Source organism: Pedobacter sp., from assembly GCF_035566355.1.
Taxonomy (GTDB): domain Bacteria; phylum Bacteroidota; class Bacteroidia; order Sphingobacteriales; family Sphingobacteriaceae; genus Pedobacter.
In genome coordinates, this window is the sequence record NZ_DATMRL010000661.1 from 21,625 (window position 1) to 42,266 (window position 20,642).

A 20,642-nucleotide genomic window follows, 5' to 3' on the forward strand; every position below is an offset into this window, starting at 1 on the left:
GGCATCGCTTCAATTCTTTTTTATTTTTGTGTTATGGATATTCAGACCATATTAGTGATCATTCTTTTTGCAGGCGCACTGTTCTACGTTGGCCGCATGGTGTACAAATCTATCAGTCCCAAAAAAGGTGGCTGCGGATCCAACTGCAAGTGTGGTGTAGATTTTTCCAATATCGGACCAGAAAAAAAATAGACTTTATCTATATCCCCTATGCTTGAACCTTTCAAGGAATATCTGCAAAAGAAAGTAGCGATAACTGATGAACAATTTGATCTTATTTCACATAAACTGAAGGTAAAAACTTTCAGTAAAAATGAAATGATCCTGATGAAAGGTGATTTTTCGACACAAGGCTTTTTCGTGCTTAGCGGATTGCTGCGCAGTTACTCCATCGATGCCAAAGGAAAAACCCACATCATCCAGTTTGCACCTGAACAATGGTGGCTTTCTGAACGCAACGGCCATTTCAATGAACCATCTGATTTCTTTATAGATGCCATTGAGTCCACTCAGGCCATCCTGATGCCAAAAGACTTCATCAATGAGGCGGCAGAAATTGTGCCCTGTATGAATCCGCTCAACAGTACTATGCTGAATAATGCCATTCGTTTTATGCAGAAACGCATCAATATGCTCTTAAGCGCCACGGCAGAAGAGCGGTACCTTGACTTTATAAAGCTCTATCCCAATCTCACTTTAAGGGTTCCCCAATGGATGATTGCCTCTTATTTGGGCATCACACCTGAATCGTTAAGCCGGGTACGTAAAGACCTTGCACACAAACATTTCCACCCATAAGCATTTCTTATCCTAGATCAATGCGGAGCTGATGACTTGGCTGTAATTTTGTGCTGTATTATTAATCAATCTAATAATTAAAATATTATGGCAACAACTAAATGGTCTTTAGACCCAACCCACAGCGAACTGGAATTCAAGGTAAAACATTTAATGATCACTACGGTGACCGGAAAATTAAACGAATTCACTTCCGAACTCGTTTCTGAAGGTGACGATTTCAATCATGCAAAAGTTTCTTTCGAAGCGAAACTTTCCTCGGTAGACACCGGTAACACAGATCGAGACAACCATTTGAAAAGTCCTGACTTCTTTGATGCAGACCAGTTCCCTTTACTAACGTTCGACTCTGGTGTATTGTCTGAAGACGGAGATGACTATGCATTAAAAGGAAATCTAACGATTAAAGGCATTACCAAACCCGTTCAACTGACCGTTGAATTTGGTGGTATTGCAACAGATCCCTGGGGAAATACCAAAGCCGGTTTTACACTGAGCGGCAAGATAAAAAGAACCGACTTTGGACTAAACTGGAATGCAGCTCTGGAAACAGGTGGTGTAATGGTGAGTGAAGAAGTCCGCATACTGGGTGAATTGCAATTTGTAAAACAAGCCTAATTGCAACATCCTTTTTCAACAGAAAGGAAACAAATGAAAACAACAATAAAGTCGGTTGCTGCCGTTTTAAATGCGCCGGCACCTCATATGGTGGGCGACGGTTTCAGGGTCCACAATTTTTTCCCTGGAGGCTATAAAATAAATATGAGCCCGTTCTACCTGCTCGATTACAATGCGAAAATTGATTTTTCAGCACGAAATGAACCAAGAGGGGTCGGAGTGCATCCCCACAGAGGGTTTGAAACGGTGACCATCGCTTATCATGGTGCCGTAGCGCATCATGACAGCGCCGGAAACAGCGGTGTTATTTACCCGGGAGATGTGCAATGGATGACCGCTGCAAGCGGAATTCTGCATAAAGAATACCATGAAGAAACCTATAGCAAAAGCGGAGGTCCTTTTCAAATGGTCCAGCTCTGGGTAAACCTGCCGTCGCAATACAAAATGACCAGGCCCAAATATCAGGCCCTGAAACATGATGAAATCAACCGGGTCAATCTACCAGACCATAGCGGACAAATTGAAGTCATTGCAGGCAACTATCAAGGTATAAAAGGTTCCGCCAGTACCTTTACTCCAGTTCACGTATATAATGCCAGGCTGAATACTGGAGCAAAAGCCTCCTTTGACTTTCCTGCAGCGTACAACACAGGTTTTGTGGTTATTGAAGGAAAGATCAGGATCAATCAAACAGAGACTGCCCTGGCCAATCAGTTCATTCACTTCGGCCCTGAGGGCGAGGAAATTGAAATAGAAGCTTTAGAACCTAGCGTAGTGCTGATTCTAAGCGGGGAACCTATTGATGAACCTGTTACTGCCTATGGTCCGTTCTTAATGAATACGCCCGAAGAAATACAACAGGCGATCAGCGATTACAACCAGGGGAAATTTGGTTTCCTGGAAGACTAGTTTTCCAGGAAAATTGATAAAAAAGGCTTTAACCAGATAGTGGTTAAAGCCTTTTTTATGGCTTTTTGCTTTTTGCCGTACTATCTGTTTTTACCGTATCTTTCATAATGGTCCCTCTTCCGGTATTCACTGCTGGTGCTTCATTAATACCCGTACCAGTTGATCCCGCATTTGGATCAGAATGTTTTGAAGTATCTACCTTTAAAGTATCTGTTCTGTTCTCACTTCCCTTATCGCCAATACAGCCAACGGCGAGCAGCACCGGCAAAGCAACTAAAAAGCTATATTTCTTTAAATTTCTCATAACAAAAGGATTTCAACTAAAAACCCTTACCTCTTGCAATTGTTTGCTGGGAGCGCTTAATTTTTCTCGATCAGACAAACCGCATAAGCCACAACCCCCTCTTCCCTACCAATAAAACCCATTTGCTCATTTGTAGTGGCCTTAATAGAAATATCTTCTTCAGAAAGGCCAATGGCCTCCGCAATATTTTTCTGCATTGCAGGAATATGCGGGTTGATCTTAGGCGCTTCCAGGCAAAGCATCGCATCTATGTTTCCAATAGACCAGCCCTTTTCCTGCAACATTCTGGCGGTTTCCTGCAACAGGATCACACTGCTGATTCCCTTCCATCTTGGATCTGTATTCTTAAAATGAAAGCCGATATCTCTTAAATTTGCAGCCCCTAGCAAGGCATCACAAATAGCATGTAACAATACATCTGCATCAGAATGGCCAAAAGCACCTTTATGGTGTTCCAAATGAACACCCCCTACTACAAATGGATGCTGATCCTTTAACTGGTGCACATCAAATCCAAATCCTACTTTAATCTTCATATGTATTCTCTATAAATTATTTGCTGCCGCCTCCAAAATTGAACAGCAGGGTGAACCGGAGTGTATTCGCCATCGGACTTTTTTGAGGAGAAGCCACCAGATAAGCGAAATCTATATTTAAAACATCATATTTAAAACCAGTCCCAAGGGTAAGGTAACGACGGTTTCCCTTATCCGGACTTTCATAAAAATATCCCCCGCGCAATGCGAATTTACCTGCATACAAGTATTCAAGACCCGCGGCTATATTAATTTCTTTAAGTTCTTCACTAAACCCACCAGGTGCATCCCCAAAAGAACCAAAAATCCCGGCAGGAACCGAAACATTTGGATCCCTTCCCTTAATGATATGGCCATTTCCATCATACTGCGGCTGCGTAGGGACCAACAGCTTGTTAAAATCAATAGCCAGGGTAAACTGGTTCATATCATCCAGCAAAAAGGTAGACGCCCCCCCAATTCTAAGATTGGTTGGCAAAAAATAGGCATTACCCGCATCTGTATAGCTCATCTTTGTCCCAATATTAGAGATATTGGCACCGGCAGCCAGGATGGCATCAGCGCCAAGGAAATAGGTTTGCTTTTTAAAATAAGCAGAAACATCCACAGCAACCGACTGTCCTGCCTTTACCTGCTGCCCGGCGCTAAACTGTCCGGTAGACAAAGCTGAACGGATATACCTTAAAGAAGTTCCTAAAGAAAAGGAGTCGCCAAAACGTCTTGAAAAGGTACCGTCTATGGCAAATTCATTGGGACTGTAGGTCCCCAGATCCTGCTTATTGGCATCTGTAAGCTGTATTTTCCCATAGGAGAAATACCGCAAAGAGCCCCCTACTATATTCCGGTCGTCAATTTTATAAAAACCACTTAAATAACCCAGGTTAATATCCGAAACCAGGTTTCTCAACCATGGGCTATAAGACAGGGACAAGCCATAACGTTGATCCAGAAAAGCAAGCTTAGATGGGTTATTGCTCATCGCATTCGCGTCCGGAAGTACCGCAACCCCTGCCTCTCCCATACCTCCAGCTCTCGCATCGGGGGAAATCAGCAGGAACGGGACTGCAGTTATGATATTACTTCCCCCACTTCCATTGCTCTGTGCACCTGACGGAAGTCCCTGAGCCTTCAAATCGCCGGAAAGAATAAGCAATCCCAACAAGCCAATACCTGCGATCAGAAAACACTTAAAACCCATATGTTATAATTCTGTTACGCAAGTTAGCACTGCGTTTCCGATTTTCAAATTATTATTCAGGTTTAAGACTGTTTTAATTCATCTCCGCCCGGATCTGTGGTTTTATAAGCTTAAACAGCCTTTATAATAAATATTTTGGCGCATAAACCTTTTTTTATGTAATTTTATCAAGTGGGTGCGATTTACCAGCACCTGCAAGAAAAAAACACTCGGTTCCGATGAACCCAAGAGGATTAAAAGAATGATTCCGTGCACAGGGCAATAGTTATTTTAATCATCAAAGGCTTCATCTGACAAAAAACAAAATAAAACAATAGATGAAAAGAATCCCCCTATATTCATTTAGTTTCTTAACGATCATAATCTTGTTTACTTCATGTTCCTCCAAAAAAAACGGCACTTCCGATAAAACAGGAATGGCTTACAATAAAAAGGAGTACGGGGGATTTCAAGTTAACAATAAGTTTAAAAGAGGTCCGGGCCCCGGGCTCGTAGAAATTGAGGGTGGTGTTTTCGTGATGAGCGGCAGCGCTATAGAAGCACCCGGTCAGGAACTCGGAAATTACAACCAGAAAAGAGAAACTACAGTTTCTTCCTTCTATATGGACGAGACAGAAGTCTCCAACACCAACTGGCTCGAGTATCTGGACTGGATCAGAAGAACTTACCCGAATGACCATGAATACTATTATGATGAAATTCCGGACACCCTGGTTTGGCGCAGACCGCTTTCCTATAATGAGCCTTATGTAGACAATTACCTGAGACATCCGGCCTATCAGGACTATCCTGTAGTTGGTGTAACCTGGGAGCAGGCCAATCGTTATTGCGCCTGGAGAACAGATCGGGTCAATGAACTTCTGCTTCGCGACCGCGGTTATATGACTTCCTTTAAAGATTTAAACGGTGGTGGAAAAGGTGCTGCTATCGCCTCCTCTCCAAAACCAACAGAGCCCTTTAATACAGACATGTACCTGAATGGCCAGATTGATGACAAAGGGAAAAAAGCAATGAAAGACCTGAGTCCTTCAGCCACCCAAACCACCAACAACACCAGGAATGCACCAACCCGTACTGTAAGGCTCGAAGATGGTATTCTAAAACAACCTTACCGCCTACCTACAGAGGCCGAATGGGAATATGCTGCCTTGGGTCTGATTGGAAATACCCAATACGAAAATATCAACACCAATAAAATCTATCCATGGAACGGCCTTGGTCTGAGTTCTGCAAAGAAAAAGACAAGAGGTATGATCCTGGCCAATTTTAAACGCACAAAGGGCGATTATATGGGTGTAGGTGGAGCGTTAAACGATAAGGGAGGAATTACAGCTCCGGTAAGATCTTACACGCCAAACGATTTTGGGCTGTATAACATGGCAGGAAACGTAAATGAATGGGTTGCCGACGTTTATCGTCCAACCACATTTGAAGCCGTGGACCCGCTGAACCCTTACCGCGGAAACTTCTACCAGGATAAAAAGACAATGGATCCCATCACAGGAAAAATTGCCAAAGATAAATACGGAAAACCGATTCTGTTGCCTGCAGTAAATGCTAAAAAGCAAACCTGGGCAGAGCGTCAGGCAGGAATCCCTGCGGGAAGTGCCCCGGTTACTGCTCCTGCAGTTACAGATACGGCAGCTAAAGCAAAACCTGCTGCTGCAGCCCCTTCTAACACCTATGCAGATCAAAGAGGCTACAGGGACCGCGAAAACGGCCTTTACGGAGAAACTACACTGGTCAACAATAAATCAAGAGTGTATAAAGGAGGCTCCTGGAATGACCAGGCCATCTGGTTAAATCCGGCAGCAAGACGGTTCCTACAACAGGATGAATCCTCTGCAGATATCGGTTTCCGATGTGCAATGACTATGCTGGGTGCTTCAGAAATCAGTACCGCAGGGAAACGCGAATTCAAAGTAAAACCTCAAAAGAAATTCAGTTCAAACAAGTTCTAAATAGAACAAGCTTCCTGACTTATATAGAAAAAGCCCTCCAGACAAAAGAGGGCTTTTTCATGTTTATTCCCACGGAGCGGTATTACGAAAACTGCAGCAATACTGCATTCTTATCCACCTTTTCCCCGTGTTTAACAGCAATCTTTTTCACTATACCATCTGTACTGGATTTTATAATATTTTCCATCTTCATAGCCTCCAGCACCAATAAACTATCTCCTTTCTTCACTTCCTGCCCCTCAGTAACCAGGACATTTAACACCAGGCCAGGCATTGGCGCTTTGATCTCCTGCACCTTGTTTGCCGACAAATTATCCATTCCAAGTTGCTTCAGCAACTGATCAAACTGGTCCTCCACGTTAACAACGTACATTCTTCCGTTCACTTTAACCTCCAGCTGCTTTGCATCCCGGTCTTCAGAAACCATTTCTATACGATAGGAACGGTCCTTATAAATCATATGGGCATGGCCACCTGTCAACACAGCTCTATCTACATTCAACATTTCCCCGTTCACTTTCAAGCCCTCTTGTTCTGCTTCAATTTCGAAGCTGTACCGATCGTTTACTTTTACTTTGTACATAATTATTGTGTTAAAGCATATTGTATTAGATTTGCGCCCATTTTAAGCGCCTCTGTTCTCTTTTCTTGTGTATCGCCAGGATAAGTCCCATAGTCTTCCCATCCATTCCCCAGATCGCATTCATAGGTATAAAAACACACCACCCGGCCCTTCCAGATCAAAGCAAAGCCCTGTGCCCGCTTTCCATCATGCTCATGAATCTTTGGAAGTCCATTGGGAAACTTAAAGTGCTGCTGGTAGAGCGGATGGCTGACCGGCAGTTCCACGAAAGACAATTCGGGAAATACCTTTTTCATTTCCTTGCGGATAAACTTATCCAGCCCATAATTATCATCGATGTGGAGAAAACCACCACCAACCAGGTATTTTCTGAGGTTTGCCGCCTCCGCATCACTGAATACCACATTGCCATGTCCTGTCAGGTACACGAACGGATAATCAAAGATTTCAGCACTTCCAACCTCAACCGTTGCCTCATCAGTTGAAAAATTTGTAAAAATGTTTTGGTTGCAAAATTTCACCAGGTTAGGTAAGGCAGTACGGTTACCATACCAGTCACCTCCACCACTATACTTCAGTTTAGCAATTTTATAGGTAGGCGGGCTGAAACTGCTCAGCAGCAAGATCAGTCCGGCAAAGAAAACAAGCTGTCTGGTGTTCATCGATTTAAGTAATTCACCTCAAAACAGACTGCAAGTGCTGCAGTTTCGGTTCTGAGCCGGGTATTACCTAAAGTTAAAGGTTTAAAACCATTTTCCAAAGTCAGGGCAATTTCATTTGGACTGAAATCTCCCTCGGGGCCAATTAAAATGGTATACTGTTCTTGCGGCCGGATCAGCTCGCTGATGTATTGTCTGGGTTCACCATCCACGCAATGTGCAACCATTTTAGTTCCGGCATGACTTTGCTTTACAAAATCAGTTAAGGATACAGCTGCGTTAAGTACCGGATGATAGGCCTGCAATGATTGTTTAACGGCAGAGGTGATCACTTTGAACAAGCGATCCTCTTTAACCACTTTACGTTCTGAACGCTCACAGATAATTGGCGTAATCTCGTCAATTCCAATCTCTGTAGCCTTTTCCAGAAACCACTCTATCCGGTCGATATTTTTAGTAGGTGCTACAGCAATGTGCAGATGATGGTTTCTCTTTTGATATTCCTGCTGCACATTCAGTACATGAAGGGAAACATTTCTTTTGGTTTCCCGGATAATTTCCGCCTCATAAAATCCACCCTTTCCATCAATCAGAAAAACGTGGTCACCAAGTGTCAGACGTAATACTTTTGTACAATGCCTGCTTTCCTCTTCATTTAAAGTATACTGATCAGCATTGATATCCGGCGTATAGAAAACATGCATGTGCAGAAGGTTTAATGATTATCGACCTGATCTTCTTTAGCAATCACCAGTTCCAGTTTAATGGTCTCAATATTCTGCTCCGTCTTTTTCAAAATGGTAAACAGATAACCATAACATTCCTCGCTGTCTCCAACTTCCGGAATTCTTCCAAAAGCATGAGAAACCAAACCTCCAACGGTGTCAAAATCTTCATCTTCCGGAAGGTCATGCGGCAAATGCTCATTCACATCGTAAACAGTTGCATAGGCATTGATGATAAATTCCGTATCGGAGATCTTCTCCACATTCGGTTTTTCCTCATCATACTCATCCTGGATTTCCCCCACAATCTCTTCCACAATATCCTCCAGGGTCACCATACCTGCAGTTCCGCCAAATTCATCAATCACAATAGCAATCTGGATCCTTTTCTGCTGAAGTTCACTCAGCAGATCATTGATCTTTTTGGTTTCAGGAACGAAATAAGGTTTACGGATAATGTCCTTTAAAGTCCAGTCTTTATGACTCGCCAGTAAAGGCAATACATCCTTGGCGTGAATGATCCCTATGATCTTGTCAATAATATCATCATAAACAGGCAAACGCGAATACCCTTCAGCAATGATCTTTTCAATCACCTCTTCTTTAGGGGTAGATAATTCTATACCTGAAATCTTGGTTCTCGGAACCATGATGTTCTTCACCACACGCTCATTAAAATCAAAAACGTTCCGGATCAGTTCATGTTCATTAGTATCCAAAGCACCACTTTCCTTTCCCTGGTCCAGCAGGTAGTACAGTTCTTCGGTACTGTGTACGGCTTCATGACCGCCTACTGTATTGATGCCAAATGCCTTCAGGATAATATTGGCAAAGCCATTGAGCAACCAGATAAATGGCCTGAACACCACATAAAAAACCTGCAGGGGTAAAGACACAAATAATGTAGTTGCAACCGGCCTTTGTATGGCAACAGATTTTGGGGCAAGTTCACCAAATACAATGTGCATAACGGTGATGAAACAAAAAGCAATAATAGGCGCAGCAGTCTTTGAAAACGAATCTATAAACTCCGGAGAAGACCCCAGTACCGTTAACAGATTGTGTAAAAGATGCTCCATAACAGATTCTCCAACCCAGCCCAAACCAAGAGACGCCAGTGTAATACCCAGCTGCGTTGCAGCCAGGTATCCATCCAAATGTTGGGTAATGTATTTGGCAATATTAGCTACTCTACTACCTGATTTAGCTTTAATCTCTATTTGTGAAGCACGGACCTTTACAATTGCAAACTCTGCTGCAACAAAGAAACCGTTCAACACAACCAGGAAAAAGGTTAAAAATATCTGAAAGCCCATTTAAGAATTATTTCTGAATGTTTTATCGTAAAGCTCTATGCTTTCATGGATCACTTTGTGTGCAAATTTTACACCCAGTAAATCCTCAATAGTTACATTTTTATTCTCCAGCGCCTTATAATCCTGGAAGAAACGCACAATTTCTTTCATAGTATGCGGAGGAAGCTCTGAAATGTCGTTGATGTAATTTACAGACATATCATTTTTAGCTACTGCAATGATCTTATCATCCTGTTCGCCATTGTCTACCATATGCATTACCCCAATCACTTTCGCTTCGATAATAGAAAGCGGGTACACATCTACAGAACAAAGAACCAGGATGTCCAAAGGGTCATTATCGTCGCAATACGTTTGAGGAATAAAGCCATAATTGGCCGGATACATTACTGAAGAGAAAAGAACACGATCTAATTTAATTAAATTGGATTCTTTATCTATCTCATACTTTGCTTTGGATCCTTTAGGAATTTCGATAATTGCATTTACAAATTCAGGCAGTTTAGCGCCGGGAGAAACATTATGCCACGGATGGTGATCGTCTTTAGTCATTTTTTATTAATCAGTGTTTGTTGTTTTATCATTATCGCTGCTCAGCACCTTCCCTTTAACAAAGGTATAAATCAAGGGGATCGATGTGATCACAATAAATCCAGTAATTATATATAATAAATAAGCATTAATCTCTTTTTCAAATCTTTTACCCAAAAAATAGCCCAGTAAAGTTAAGGATGAAATCCATAATAATCCACCGGCTATGTTATAAAATGCGAACCTTTTAAATTCCAGTTTAACCACACCAGCAAAAATCGGTGCAAAAGTTCGAACAATCGGTACAAATCTACCCATAATCAATGCAAATGCGCCCTGTTTATTGTAATATTCTTCCGCTGCCTTTAAATACTTCTTTTTAAAAAAGAAGGTGTCTTTTCTATGGTACAACACAGGCCCGGTTTTTCGCCCAAACCAGTAACCTGTAAAATTACCCAGCACTGCAGCTATAAAAAGCCCCAGAACCAGCACATAAATACTAACGTCTAATTTACCTGTAGCAACGAACATGCCAGCCAGGAACAACAGATAATCTCCGGGTAAAAAGAATCCGAAAAACAAGCCCGTTTCTGCAAAAATCACGAACAACACCACATAAAAACCACCTTCTTTTAGTAATTTCTCAGGATCGATGAAGTGCTGTAATGAATTCCAGAATTCGTGCATAGTTCAATTATTCGTAAAACTACAAATAATTATCAAGAGAAGCCCGTTATATCAAATTTAAAATTATGGACGGAAATATGCCCAAAAGGACAGTAACAGCTACCGAAAGAACCAGTACAACTTTGTATTGCACAGGTGTATCCAGACTGACTTCATTGCCTTCTTTAAAGTACATGGCCACAATGACTCTGAAGTAATAATAGAAGCCAACCAAGGCATTTAAAATTGCAAAAGCAACCAGGAAGATTCTATAATCATTCATCACATTCAGGAACATGACATATTTACCGATAAAGCCCGCTGTTAAAGGAATACCTGCCAGAGACAACATAGCAACAGTCAGGACCAATGCGGCAAGCGGGTTCTTCTTAGCCAGGCCATTAAAGCTTTCAAAGTTATCGCTGCCTGTCTTTTGTTTCACCAGGATCAATACGCCAAAAGCCACAATACTGGCAAAAGTATAAGCAGAAGCATAAACAAGCACATCACCTGCTGATCTTGAAGTCAACGCCACCAGAGAGAATAATAAATAACCAGCATGAGAGATACTTGAATAAGCCAGCATTCTTTTGAAGCTTTTCTGGAACAGTGCCGTTACGTTACCAATCAGTAAAGTCAAACAAACAATGACCATCAGCGGTGGCAACCAAAAATCATGCAACGGAGCAAACGTATCGGCGAACAAGCGCAAAAAGGCTGCAAATCCCGCAGTTTTAACTACTGTAGACATAAAAGCTGTTACCAGGCTTGGAGATCCTTCATACACGTCCGGAGTCCAGAAATGAAAAGGCGCAGCACCTACCTTAAAACTCAGGCCGATCATCATTAAAATGATGCCCGGATAGAACAAAGGAGAAACCGCCGTATAATTTCCAACCAGGTATTTATTGATCACTTCTAAATCGAAAGATCCGGTAGCACCATAGATCAGTGTAATTCCAAACAACAGGAAACCTGTAGAGAAGGCACCCATTAAGAAATATTTCAGCGAAGCTTCATTGGAAGCAAAATTGTTTTTACGGATACCCGCCAGGATGTATAAACTCACCGACATAATTTCAAGGCCAATGAACAACATCGACATGTTTTTATAAGAAACCATGATCACAATCCCAGCAAGGGCAAAAAGAATCAAAGTCAGATATTCTGCAATATTTTCACTGTCTTTGGAGAAGTAGTTCTGTGTCAGTAATAAGATCAGAAGGGTACCCAAAATGGTCAGGCCAGAAAAAGCAAGCGCAAAATTGTCCATTTGCATCATGCCGTAAAACACCTGATTGGTATTCCATGAGGTAACAACAAAAGCCAGTGAGGTAAGCAGACCAATAATGGAAATAGGTAATAACGCTTTTTTAGCTTTAAACAAACCTGCATAAAGAACTACTAAAGCTGTAACCGCAATTGTTATAATGATATTCATTTCCTTAGTTTACCGATGTTAATTTTTGATTTACCTGTTCTATTAATTGTTGTACAGCCGCTTCAGATAAGTGAAGGACAGGCTTTGGATATACACCCAATACAATGATCAACGCACAAATGATATATAATACTAATTTTTCAGATCCTTTAATGTCTGTAAAGCCAATGGTCAGCTCGTTGGTTTTACCCAGCATAATGCCCTGATACATTCTCAGCATGTATACTGCACCGAAAATGATGGTCAGTCCGGCAAATACCGCTGCCCACAGATTAAACTGATAAACGCCCATCAGCAGCAGGAACTCCCCGATAAACCCGTTGGTTCCAGGTAAAGCAACCGTACCAAACACGATGATCAGAAAAGCAATCGCCAAATGCGGTGCCTGGCTCGCAATACCACCCAGATCTGCAATTTTATTGGTCTTCATCCGGTTAAAAATGATGTCCAGAACAAAGAACAGACCGATCACATTGATACCATGGCTCAACATCTGGATCATCGCCCCTTGCATACCTTGAGTATTCAAAGCAAAGATACCTGCAGAGATCAGCCCAACGTGTGCAATAGAAGAATAGGCCACCAGCCTTTTTGCATTCTTTTGTGTAAAAGCAATAACAGAGGCATAAACAATACCAATAATGGATAATATAATAGCTGTAGTACCCCAATCCTGAACACCTGCAGGAACGATTGGTAATAACCATCTGATCACCCCATAAATACCCATTTTCAGCATAATACCTGCCAGGAGCATCGTTCCCGTTGCAGGCGCCTCCGTATAAGTATCCGGTTGCCAGGTATGGAATGGAAATACCGGCATTTTAATCGCAAAAGCTATAAAGAAAGACCAGAAAATCCAACCTTGTTGTGTAGCATCCAGGTTCAGCTTATAAAAAGCCTGAATATCAAAATTGTGCGCCGGGTTTTGTAAGTACAGATAGATAATACCCAAAAGCATAAATAAAGAACCTGCGATGGTATACACAAAAAATTTCATGTTTACTTTAATACGGTCCTTACCTCCCCAAACCGCGCAGATAAAATACACAGGAATCAATGCCGCTTCCCAGCCAATATAAAATAGAAAAGCATCTAAAGCGGTAAATACCACTAATAAACCAGCCTGCATAAATAAGATCAGGGCATAAAAAGCATTTGCTCTTTTGTAATCATGCTGATAACTGGCCAGGACAATGATCGGAATCAAAACATTGGTCAAAAGGACAGTGATCAGGCTAATGCCGTCAATCCCCGCATGAAAATTAATGCCCAGTTCCTGGATCCACGGGCAGTTCACCACAAACTGAGTGCTGGCATCCGGAATAAAATTAACCGCTACAACAGCTGTAACAGCCAAAGATACGATTGCAGAGATTAAAGCTACATATTTTGCTGCTTTGCCGGCAAACGCCGTCACTAAAGCACCAGCCAGAGGTAGAAATATAAGAAGTATTAAAAGTTGTTCCATTATGCTTGTTTGAACGATCTTTTAGATAGATAAATAAGTATACAATAACAAAGAGATGATTCCGGCCACCATCATGAAAATATAGAACCCTACATTTCCAGTCTGCAATAAACGCAAACCTTTACTGGTTTCCGAAGTACCCCAGCCCAAACCATTCACAATTCCGTCTATGATCTTACGGTCAACGATTTTGTAGAAGAACGTAGAAAACGCATCCAGCGGCCTCCTGATGATCAGATCGTAAAGTTCATCAATATAAAATTTATGGTAGGAAAGATTTGCAAAAGCAGATCTCTTTGCTTCATCAGGAACAGGTACATGACCTTGTTTATTGTATTTGTTGTAAGCTATAGCGATCGAGATCAATACCCCGACTACAGAAACCCCCATCAGCATATATTCTGTAGCATGATCAGGCCCTTCTGCATGATGAGCGATCACCGGTGTCAGCCAATGCGCCAGCCATTGATTTCCCCCTAAAGATTCAGGGATGTTCAACGCACCGCCGATCACAGATAAAACCGCCAGCACAATCAATGGCAATGTCATGGTCGAAGGCGATTCATGAATATGCTCTTCTGCATGATGTGTTCCCCGGTATTTACCATAAAAAGTTAAATACAACATTCTGAACATATAGAAGGCCGTCAGGAAAGCGGTAAATACACCAATCGCCCAAACGACTTTATTGTATTGATAAGCATGCGCCAGGATTTCGTCTTTAGAAAAGAAACCAGAAAAAGGCGGTAAACCTGCAATAGCAATAGTACCAATCAGCATCGTAATAAAAGTAACCGGTAATTTCTTACGTAAACCACCCATATGTCTCATATCCTGTTCATGGTGCATTGCATGGATCACAGAACCTGCACACAGGAATAATAAAGCTTTAAAGAAAGCATGGGTAATTACATGGAAGAAGGCCCCATCATAAGCACCAACACCAAGACCAAGGAACATATAGCCCAATTGAGATACGGTAGAATAAGCCAGTACCTTTTTAATATCCGTTTGTGTAATCGCAATCAGTGCACCCAGTACAGCCGTAGCCAAACCGATGATGGCAATCAAATGCTGGATCACAGGGGCCAGGTCGAACAGCACATTAGATCTTGCAATCATATAGATACCTGCCGTTACCATCGTCGCTGCGTGGATCAAAGCCGAAACCGGCGTTGGGCCTGCCATCGCATCCGGCAACCAGGTAAACAATGGAATTTGTGCAGATTTACCGCAGGCACCGATAAACAGCAACAGGGTAATCAATACCACAGTAGAATGACCTGGCATTAAATTCGCTGCCTGAGGAAATACCTTTGAAAACTCTACACTTCCAAAAGTGGTAAAGATCAGGAACACGGCCAGTAAAAAACCAAGGTCACCGATTCTGTTCATCACGAAAGCCTTTTTGGCTGCCGAAGCGTAACTGCTGTTGGTGAACCAGAAGCCGATCAGCAGGTAAGAACATAAACCTACGCCCTCCCAGCCAATGAACATGACAATATAATTTGATCCAAGGACCAGTAATAACATGAAGAAGATAAACAGGTTCAGGTAGCTGAAAAACTTACCAAAACCCTCATCGCTGTGCATATATCCAATAGAATATACATGGATCAGGAAACCTACCCCTGTTATGATCAGCAGCATAATACTGCTTAAAGGATCAACTAAAAAAGACAGGGGAATGTGTAAACTACCTGCATTGATCCAGTCGAAAAGGAAGATCTCATGCGATTTGTTCGCATCAGCACCCAATGCAAAAAAGATCCCCACGCTAATGGCAAATGAAATGAAAATCACTCCGCTTCCAATAAACCCGATCAGGTTTTTAGATAATGTATTTCTTCCAAGGCCATTAATTACAAAGCCTAAAAGAGGAATCAACGGAACCAGCCAAACTAAATCTATCATTTTATAATTCTATTCTTAATAATTACCACTTAAGGCGATTCAATACATTAACATCAGTAGACTGGGTATTCCTGTAGACCATTACAATAATACTCAGGCCCACAGCAACCTCGGCGGCTGCAAGTGCCATAATAAAAAACACGAATACCTGTCCTGAGGGATCGTTACTGTGTACCGAAAAAGCGGTCAGCAGTAAATTAACTGCATTCAGCATCAACTCCACCGACATAAAAATCACAATGGCATTTCTGCGGGTCAATACCCCAACAACACCAATCGTGAAAATAATAGCGCTCAGCCAGATGTAATGGTTAAGCGGCACTCCCTGCAATGTTTGCGTTAGATTTCCCACTATACTTTTTCTTTTTTAGTTAACAATACCGCTCCTACCATCGCTGTCAGCAATAAAATGGAAGACAATTCAAATGGAAGCATAAACGGACCAAATAATTCTTTACCCAGGTTTTTCACCAGACCCAGGTCCGGGTTCTGCAAAACCAGCGGATTAGAAAGTGTCGTTGCTTTGAAAGAACCAATCAGCGTCACCACCAGGCAGCAGCCGGCAATGATCCCCACCACCTTGATCAGGTTGGATTTGGATGGTTCGTTTTCCTTATTGAGGTTCAATAGCATCAGCACAAAGAGGAAAAGTACCATAATAGCCCCCATGTACACGATAAAATTCACTACCGCAAGAAACTGCGCATTTAATAAAACGTAATGAACCGTGAAGGTGAAAAAAGTAACGATCAGGTAAAGCACACTGTGCACCGGGTTCTTCGAAAAGATCACCATCAGTGAAAAGAAGATGCTTAAAGCTGCGACTACATAGAATACAGATGTACCCATTTATTATTTTGTTTTAAAGCCGTTTAAAAGCGACAAATGTATTAAACTATTTATTTTTTCTCTAATGGTGCCTCTACCAGTTTATCTTTTCCGTAAATGAAATCCTTACGCAGGTAATCAGCCGGAACAATAGGTCCGTCTAAGTAAATGGCCTCTTTAGGACAAGCTTCTTCACATAAACCACAGAAAATACAACGCAGCATATTGATTTCATACACTGCAGCATATTTTTCCTCTCTGTACAGTTCTTTCTCTTCCGGTTTGCGTTCAGCAGCAATCATAGTGATGGCCTCTGCCGGGCAGGACAATGCACATAAACCACAGGCCGTGCAGCGCTCCCTTCCGTCTTCGTCTCTTTTTAAGGAGTGCATTCCCCTGAAGTTGGTCGAAAATTCTCTTTCTACCTCAGGATAGCGTATCGTAGCTTCCTTTTTAAAGAAGTGACTGATGGTGATAGACATCCCCTTCATAATCGCCGGCAGATACATACGCTCTGCAAACGTTAAGGGCTTTTGTTCTAATACTTTCTTTTTACTGGTTAATGGTTCCATTAAACCTCCTTTTATTTTTACCGCTGCGCGGGAGTTAAAACTTTTCTATATAAGCAATCACAAGTCCTGTGACAATAATATTCGCAATAGCCAGTGGAATTAACATCTTCCAGCCCAAATGCATCAACTGATCATAACGGAAACGCGGAATGGTCCAGCGCACCCACATAAAGAAGAATATAAATGCAAAGATCTTAATGAAGAATACCCCAGTGCCAATCAATGGTCCGATCACCGATCCTGTATGAGCGAGTACCCAGTCCATACCCGGATAGTTATAACCTCCAAAATAAAGCGTAGCCATTACCGCCGAAGACACAAACATATTGATGTACTCTGCAAACAGGTAAAAGCCCAGTTTCATGGAAGAATACTCTGTATGGTATCCACCGATCAGTTCCGTTTCACATTCCGGTAAATCGAAAGGTGCACGGTTGGTTTCTGCAAAAGCACAAACCATAAACAGAATGAAGCCAACCGGTTGATACAACACATTCCAGTGCCAGCCATGCTGTTGTTCCGTAATTTCTTTTAAACTCATGGTACCCGTTACCAGCAATAAAGCGATAATGGATAAACCCATGGCAATTTCATAACTGATGTTTTGAGAAGCGGCACGGATCGCAGACAATAATGAATATTTATTGTTGGATGCCCAGCCTCCGATCATTACACCGTAAACCCCTAAAGAAACCACACCAAAAATGTATAAAAGACCTACATTGATGTCTGTTACCTGCAAAGGAATGACACGGCCACCTATCGTGATCGGTGAGCCCCAAGGAATTACTGCTGTACCGATACAAGCCGTCAGCATGGCCAGACCAGGTCCAACCATAAACAACCATTTACTCGAATTTGCAGGTACGATCTCTTCTTTCATGAACATCTTTACCCCATCCGCAAGCGGCTGTAAAATCCCGAAGGGACCTGCTCTGTCTGGACCTAAACGGTCTTGTAAAAATGCCGCCACTTTTCTTTCAGCATACGTGGAATACATCGCAATCAGTAAGCTGATCCCGAAAATGATCGCCACCAGTATAAATTTTTCTATAACAAACGAGATATCCATTAGAATTTAGTGGTTTTTTCTAGTTCTATTTTATTTGCAAGCTGCAATTTAGGATTGTCCTGAATTACAGGTAAAGGTTTCATGGTTTCATAGTGATTAGAAGAAATCACTGAAGTATCACTGATGTGCGTAGGATGTTCAATAACCCAGTCTGCAGTCTTTTTCTTATCAAAACGACAAGTATTGCAGATGAACTCTTCCACCTCACCATACACATCCTTACGGGCAGTTACCCTCAGTACATCTTCTCCCTTATACCACAGCGTTACTTTACCGCTGCAGGTCGGGCAGTCACGGTGTGCATCAATCGGTTTAGTAAACCAAACCCGGTTTTTAAACCTGAACGTTTTATCTGTTAATGCACCTACAGGGCAAACATCAATTACGTTTCCGGAGAAATCATTGTCTACAGCCGTTTGGATATAGGTAGAAATCTCTGAATGATCACCCCTGTTTAAGATACCATGAACACGTTTATTGGTGATCTGATCTGCAGTAAACACACAACGATAGCATAAAATGCAACGGTTCATGTGCAGCTGGATCTTATCGCCAATATCTATGCGCTCAAAAGTACGGCGCTCAAATTCATATCTTGTTTTCTGCAAACCGTGCTCATAGCCCAGGTTCTGCAAATCGCATTCTCCTGCCTGATCGCATACCGGGCAATCCAGCGGGTGGTTGATCAATAACATCTCTACAACCCCGCTGCGGGCTTCCAAAACCTCCGGAGAAGTAATGTTCTGCACTTCCATACCATCCATTACCGTTGTACGGCAGGAAGCCACCAGTTTAGGCATCGGTCTCGGGTCTTTTTCAGAGCCCTTGCTTACCTTAACAATACAGGTACGGCATTTACCTCCGCTGCCTTCCAGCTTGGAATAATAGCACATTGCCGGAGGTACAATATCCCCCCCAATTTGCCTTGCAGCATTCAGGATCGTCGTACCAGGATCTACTTCAACAGTTATCCCGTCTATGGTTACCTTAACTTTATCACTCATTGTTGCAGCTATTCTTTAATTTTCAGTAGTCACTTCTGCTTTCGCAATCGGGTTGGCATAATTAGCCAAACCATAATTTGTATCCAGACATTTAACCGGTTCTTTTACATGCCATTCAAATTCATCTCTGAAATGTCTGATGGCACTCGCTACCGGCCATGCTGCTGCATCTCCCAACGGACAGATGGTATTTCCTTCTATCTTCCTGGATACATCCACCAACAGGTCAATATCACTCATTTTACCATGTCCGTATTCCAGGCGGTGCAATACCTTTTCCATCCATCCTGTACCTTCACGGCAAGGGGAGCATTGTCCGCAGCTTTCATGGTGATAGAACCTTGCAAAGTTCCAGGTATTTCTAACGATACACTGATCCTCATCAAAAGCAATAAAGCCACCAGATCCCATCATGGTCCCTGTAGCAAAACCGCCCTCAGATAAAGATTCATAGCTCATCAGCCTTGGATCACCATTCGCTAACTTTAAAGTTAAATTAGCCGGCAATACAGGAACAGAAGAACCTCCGGCCACGGTGGCTTTCAGTCTCTTTCCATTGGCAATACCACCACAATATTCATCAGAATAAATAAACTCTTCTACGGGTAAACCCAGCTCTATTTCATAAACACCCGGTCTCACGAGGTTACCTGAAGCAGAAATCAGTTTGGTTCCGGTACTGCGGCCGATACCGATTTTAGCGTACTCATCGCCACCATCGTTGATGATCGGAACAGTAGCCGCAATAGATTCAACGTTATTCACTACCGTAGGGCAGCCATATAATCCGGCAATCGCAGGAAAAGGAGGTTTAATCCTCGGGTTTCCCCTCTTGCCTTCCAAAGATTCCAATAAAGCCGTCTCTTCACCGCAAATATAAGCACCGCCCCCAGGTTGAACATACAGTTCCAGGTCATAACCCGAACCTAAAATATTCTTGCCTAAAAAGCCTGCATTCTTTGCTTCAGCAATCGCTCTTTCCAAAATACGGATCTGCGGCATCATTTCACCCCTTACATAGATGTAAGACGTTTTGGCCCCAAGCGCAAAACTGGATACGATCATTCCCTCAATCAAAGCATGAGGAATATAGGTCATCAGGTACCTGTCCTTAAAGGTTCCAGGTTCAGATTCATCCGCATTACAAACCAGGTAACGTGGCACACCTTCCGGCTTAGCCAGAAAGCTCCATTTCATTCCTGTAGGGAATCCTGCACCACCACGACCGCGTAATCCTGATTTCTTTACTTCTTCCACAACCTCGTCCGGGGTCATTTTCAAAGCTTTTTCCACAGCGCGGTAACCACCTTTCTGGCGGTACACATCAAAAGTATTGATGCCGGGTACGTTGATATGTTCTAATAATAGTTTACGGGCCATTATTTCTTACGTAAGTCCTCTATTAAATCGTCTACCTTTTGTTCATTCAGGTTCTCATAGAATGTATATTCAGGGCCGATCTGTAAGACAGGTCCATAACCGCATGCGGCCAGACATTCTACACCTCTCCAGCTGAACAAGCCATCAGGCGTTACT

The 20,642-nt window shown here is 42.4% G+C and carries 24 protein-coding genes; 5 read left to right on the forward strand and 19 right to left on the reverse strand.

Annotation, left to right across the window (positions count from 1 at the left end; all coding sequences use genetic code 11):
• Window positions 1-33 precede the first annotated feature (33 nt).
• From VNZ46_RS26085 to VNZ46_RS26100, 4 genes are all read left to right on the forward strand, one after another.
• The gene (locus VNZ46_RS26085) at window positions 34-192 is read left to right on the forward strand and encodes a FeoB-associated Cys-rich membrane protein (RefSeq protein ID WP_325564090.1); all 159 of its coding nucleotides are present in this window, start codon (window positions 34-36) and stop codon (window positions 190-192) included.
• Window positions 193-210: 18 nt separating this feature from the next.
• Window positions 211-798, forward strand: a complete 588-nt coding sequence (locus tag VNZ46_RS26090; RefSeq protein ID WP_199075064.1) for a Crp/Fnr family transcriptional regulator — start codon at window positions 211-213, stop codon at window positions 796-798.
• Window positions 799-885: 87 nt separating this feature from the next.
• Window positions 886-1,416: a YceI family protein gene (locus VNZ46_RS26095; protein ID WP_325564093.1), complete on the forward strand. Its 531-nt coding sequence runs from the start codon at window positions 886-888 to the stop codon at window positions 1,414-1,416.
• A 33-nt stretch (window positions 1,417-1,449) separates the two neighbouring features.
• Window positions 1,450-2,325, forward strand: coding sequence for a pirin family protein (locus VNZ46_RS26100; RefSeq protein ID WP_325564095.1), 876 nt, complete (start codon window positions 1,450-1,452; stop codon window positions 2,323-2,325).
• 55 nt (window positions 2,326-2,380) lie between these two features.
• Here the strand turns inward: VNZ46_RS26100 and VNZ46_RS26105 are convergent, their stop codons facing one another.
• The 3 genes from VNZ46_RS26105 to porV are packed head-to-tail and all read right to left on the reverse strand — an operon-like array spanning window position 2,381 to window position 4,363.
• Complete coding sequence (locus VNZ46_RS26105) at window positions 2,381-2,629, reverse strand: hypothetical protein (RefSeq protein WP_325564097.1); 249 nt, start codon at window positions 2,627-2,629, stop codon at window positions 2,381-2,383.
• A 56-nt stretch (window positions 2,630-2,685) separates the two neighbouring features.
• The gene (gene ispF / locus VNZ46_RS26110; protein ID WP_325564099.1) at window positions 2,686-3,165 is read right to left on the reverse strand and encodes a 2-C-methyl-D-erythritol 2,4-cyclodiphosphate synthase; all 480 of its coding nucleotides are present in this window, start codon (window positions 3,163-3,165) and stop codon (window positions 2,686-2,688) included.
• A 16-nt stretch (window positions 3,166-3,181) separates the two neighbouring features.
• On the reverse strand, window positions 3,182-4,363 hold the full coding sequence (gene porV, locus VNZ46_RS26115; RefSeq protein ID WP_325564101.1) for a type IX secretion system outer membrane channel protein PorV: 1,182 nt from the start codon (window positions 4,361-4,363) through the stop codon (window positions 3,182-3,184).
• Between the two features lie 317 nt (window positions 4,364-4,680).
• Here porV and VNZ46_RS26120 point away from each other — a divergent pair, with 317 nt between their 5' ends.
• Window positions 4,681-6,324, forward strand: coding sequence for an SUMF1/EgtB/PvdO family nonheme iron enzyme (locus VNZ46_RS26120; protein ID WP_325564103.1), 1,644 nt, complete (start codon window positions 4,681-4,683; stop codon window positions 6,322-6,324).
• Between the two features lie 82 nt (window positions 6,325-6,406).
• Here VNZ46_RS26120 and VNZ46_RS26125 read toward each other — a convergent pair whose 3' ends face one another.
• The 16 genes from VNZ46_RS26125 to VNZ46_RS26200 all read right to left on the reverse strand — a co-directional run.
• On the reverse strand, window positions 6,407-6,907 hold the full coding sequence (locus VNZ46_RS26125) for an acetyl-CoA carboxylase biotin carboxyl carrier protein subunit (protein WP_325564105.1): 501 nt from the start codon (window positions 6,905-6,907) through the stop codon (window positions 6,407-6,409).
• 2 nt (window positions 6,908-6,909) lie between these two features.
• The gene (locus VNZ46_RS26130) at window positions 6,910-7,569 is read right to left on the reverse strand and encodes a DUF4159 domain-containing protein (protein WP_325564107.1); all 660 of its coding nucleotides are present in this window, start codon (window positions 7,567-7,569) and stop codon (window positions 6,910-6,912) included.
• Window positions 7,566-8,270 (reverse strand): 16S rRNA (uracil(1498)-N(3))-methyltransferase, encoded by a 705-nt coding sequence (locus tag VNZ46_RS26135; RefSeq protein WP_325564109.1) that lies wholly within the window; start codon window positions 8,268-8,270, stop codon window positions 7,566-7,568. The genes VNZ46_RS26130 and VNZ46_RS26135 overlap by 4 nt, the downstream gene beginning before the upstream one ends.
• Window positions 8,271-8,281: 11 nt before the next feature.
• Entirely contained in the window at window positions 8,282-9,607 is a 1,326-nt protein-coding gene (locus tag VNZ46_RS26140) for a hemolysin family protein (protein ID WP_108549721.1), read from the reverse strand.
• Complete coding sequence (locus VNZ46_RS26145; RefSeq protein WP_133779290.1) at window positions 9,608-10,159, reverse strand: inorganic diphosphatase; 552 nt, start codon at window positions 10,157-10,159, stop codon at window positions 9,608-9,610.
• Between the two features lie 6 nt (window positions 10,160-10,165).
• Window positions 10,166-10,825 (reverse strand): DedA family protein, encoded by a 660-nt coding sequence (locus VNZ46_RS26150; protein ID WP_199075051.1) that lies wholly within the window; start codon window positions 10,823-10,825, stop codon window positions 10,166-10,168.
• A gap of 46 nt (window positions 10,826-10,871) precedes the next feature.
• The gene (locus VNZ46_RS26155) at window positions 10,872-12,245 is read right to left on the reverse strand and encodes an NADH-quinone oxidoreductase subunit N (protein ID WP_325564115.1); all 1,374 of its coding nucleotides are present in this window, start codon (window positions 12,243-12,245) and stop codon (window positions 10,872-10,874) included.
• Between the two features lie 4 nt (window positions 12,246-12,249).
• Complete coding sequence (locus tag VNZ46_RS26160; RefSeq protein ID WP_325564117.1) at window positions 12,250-13,716, reverse strand: NADH-quinone oxidoreductase subunit M; 1,467 nt, start codon at window positions 13,714-13,716, stop codon at window positions 12,250-12,252.
• A 21-nt stretch (window positions 13,717-13,737) separates the two neighbouring features.
• Window positions 13,738-15,630, reverse strand: a complete 1,893-nt coding sequence (gene nuoL / locus VNZ46_RS26165; protein WP_325564119.1) for an NADH-quinone oxidoreductase subunit L — start codon at window positions 15,628-15,630, stop codon at window positions 13,738-13,740.
• Window positions 15,631-15,652: 22 nt separating this feature from the next.
• On the reverse strand, window positions 15,653-15,982 hold the full coding sequence (gene nuoK / locus VNZ46_RS26170; RefSeq protein WP_108549715.1) for an NADH-quinone oxidoreductase subunit NuoK: 330 nt from the start codon (window positions 15,980-15,982) through the stop codon (window positions 15,653-15,655).
• On the reverse strand, window positions 15,982-16,479 hold the full coding sequence (locus VNZ46_RS26175) for an NADH-quinone oxidoreductase subunit J (RefSeq protein WP_108549714.1): 498 nt from the start codon (window positions 16,477-16,479) through the stop codon (window positions 15,982-15,984). The genes nuoK and VNZ46_RS26175 overlap by 1 nt, the downstream gene beginning before the upstream one ends.
• Window positions 16,480-16,529: 50 nt before the next feature.
• Window positions 16,530-17,030: a NuoI/complex I 23 kDa subunit family protein gene (locus tag VNZ46_RS26180; RefSeq protein WP_108549713.1), complete on the reverse strand. Its 501-nt coding sequence runs from the start codon at window positions 17,028-17,030 to the stop codon at window positions 16,530-16,532.
• A 34-nt stretch (window positions 17,031-17,064) separates the two neighbouring features.
• Window positions 17,065-18,102: an NADH-quinone oxidoreductase subunit NuoH gene (nuoH, locus tag VNZ46_RS26185; RefSeq protein WP_325564123.1), complete on the reverse strand. Its 1,038-nt coding sequence runs from the start codon at window positions 18,100-18,102 to the stop codon at window positions 17,065-17,067.
• Window positions 18,102-19,106, reverse strand: a complete 1,005-nt coding sequence (locus tag VNZ46_RS26190; protein ID WP_108549711.1) for a 2Fe-2S iron-sulfur cluster-binding protein — start codon at window positions 19,104-19,106, stop codon at window positions 18,102-18,104. Before VNZ46_RS26190 ends, nuoH begins: the two co-directional genes overlap by 1 nt.
• Before the next feature lie 15 nt (window positions 19,107-19,121).
• A complete protein-coding gene (gene nuoF, locus VNZ46_RS26195; protein WP_325564126.1) occupies window positions 19,122-20,486 on the reverse strand; it encodes an NADH-quinone oxidoreductase subunit NuoF in 1,365 nt (454 codons plus the stop codon).
• Window positions 20,486-20,642 (reverse strand): NAD(P)H-dependent oxidoreductase subunit E (locus VNZ46_RS26200; protein WP_325564128.1); only part of this gene is annotated, 157 nt, incomplete at its 5' end. The genes nuoF and VNZ46_RS26200, both read right to left, overlap by 1 nt.